At 51.4% G+C, this 1,442-nt stretch carries 1 protein-coding gene; it reads left to right on the top strand.

Features of this window, described 5'->3' with window-relative positions; genetic code table 11:
* The first annotated feature begins 51 nt into the window (after positions 1-51).
* A protein-coding gene (locus tag YERSI8AC_RS00065) for an IS3 family transposase (protein ID WP_223827930.1) occupies positions 52-1,409 on the top strand; the annotation gives its coding sequence in 2 pieces (ribosomal slippage) (positions 52-531 and positions 534-1,409; 1,356 coding nt in all).
* Positions 1,410-1,442 lie beyond the last annotated feature (33 nt).

Here is a 1,442-nt window from a genome sequence, read left to right as displayed (position 1 = left end):
TGAACTGCACCCCAAAAGTTGGACGCTCATCCAACGATTGGGGTGTTTTTCATGACGAAACATAATGAAGCGTTCAAGTTACTAGTAGTGCAACGCTACGCAGAAGGACAGCAGGGTTACAAGAGTCTGGCCAGACAGTACGGTCTTGGCCCTACAACCGTCAGGCGTTGGGTTAAACACTTTGAACAGCATGGTCTAAGTGGCTTGCAGAAAAAGTTCACCCACTACAGCGCCGAGTTCAAATTAGCGGTGTTGCAACAGATGAGGCAAGAGGAGCTATCAGCCTTACAAGCGACGACTCTGTTCGATATTCGAGGTGGTACGAGCGTCGTACGGCAGTGGGAAAGCCAGTATCATGAAGGAGGCTTCCAAGCGTTGGAGCCTAAAGCCCGAGGACGTCCGACGAAGATGCCTACAACAGAGCCCCCAAAGCCCCCACTTCCACTGACGGATAAGAGCTCGCTGGAGCAGTTGCTCCAAGAGAATGAGTACTTGCGTGCTGAGGTGGCCTACCTAAAAAAGTTGAGGGCCTTGCGTCAGGCAAAAGAACAAGCCGCGCAGAAAAAGCGCAGATAGTCCTTGAGCTGAAGCAAGGCCACCCTTTGGCGGTGCTGCTAAAAGTAGCAGAATTGTCGCGTAGTACGTTCTATTATCAGGCAAGGGCTCAGCAGTTGGAAGATCGGCATGCTGGTCTGAAGCGACGCATTCACGTCCTCTACGAGCATCACAAAGGCCGCTACGGTTATCGCCGAATCACAGCAGCGTTGCGTCAGTCGGGCGAGCAGGTCAACCATAAGACAGTCCAGCGCCTAATGCAGCATCTAGGCTTGAAGTCGCTGGTACGCCCGAAGAAATACCGCTCCTATCGTGGACAACAGGCCAGTGTTCCCAATCTTCTTGCCCGCCAGTTTCATGCTGAACGACCCAACCAAAAGTGGGTAACCGACGTCACGGAGTTTAATATCCGAGGCGAAAAGCTGTACTTGTCGCCTGTGATGGATCTCTACAACGGGGAAATCGTGTCCTACTCAATGCAGAAACAGCCGCAGTACTCGCTGGTAGGGGGGATGCTCAAGAAAGCCTTGGCTAAGTTGGCCGACCAAGACGCGCCTTTACTGCATTCTGATCAAGGCTGGCAATATCAGATGTCAGCTTACCGGCGTAAGCTCAGCGAGCATGGCGTGATTCAGAGCATGTCACGTAAAGGCAATTGCCTGGATAATGCCGCAATGGAGAGCTTCTTTGGTACGCTGAAGTCAGAATATTTTTACCTGAACCGCTTTGACACCATTGAGCAATTACAGGCGGGCATTCGGCACTATATCCATTACTACAATCACGAGCGGATTAAGACCAAATTAAAAGGCCTGAGTCCGGTGCAGTACCGAAATCAGGCCTTGGCTGCTTAGTTTTTCACTGTCCAAGTTTATGGGGTCAGTTCA

This window comes from Halomonas sp. 113, from assembly GCF_904067645.1.
Taxonomy (GTDB): domain Bacteria; phylum Pseudomonadota; class Gammaproteobacteria; order Pseudomonadales; family Halomonadaceae; genus Vreelandella; species Vreelandella titanicae.
The sequence above is the reverse complement of the archived record's forward strand: the minus strand, read 5'-3'. Positions and strand labels throughout refer to the sequence as shown.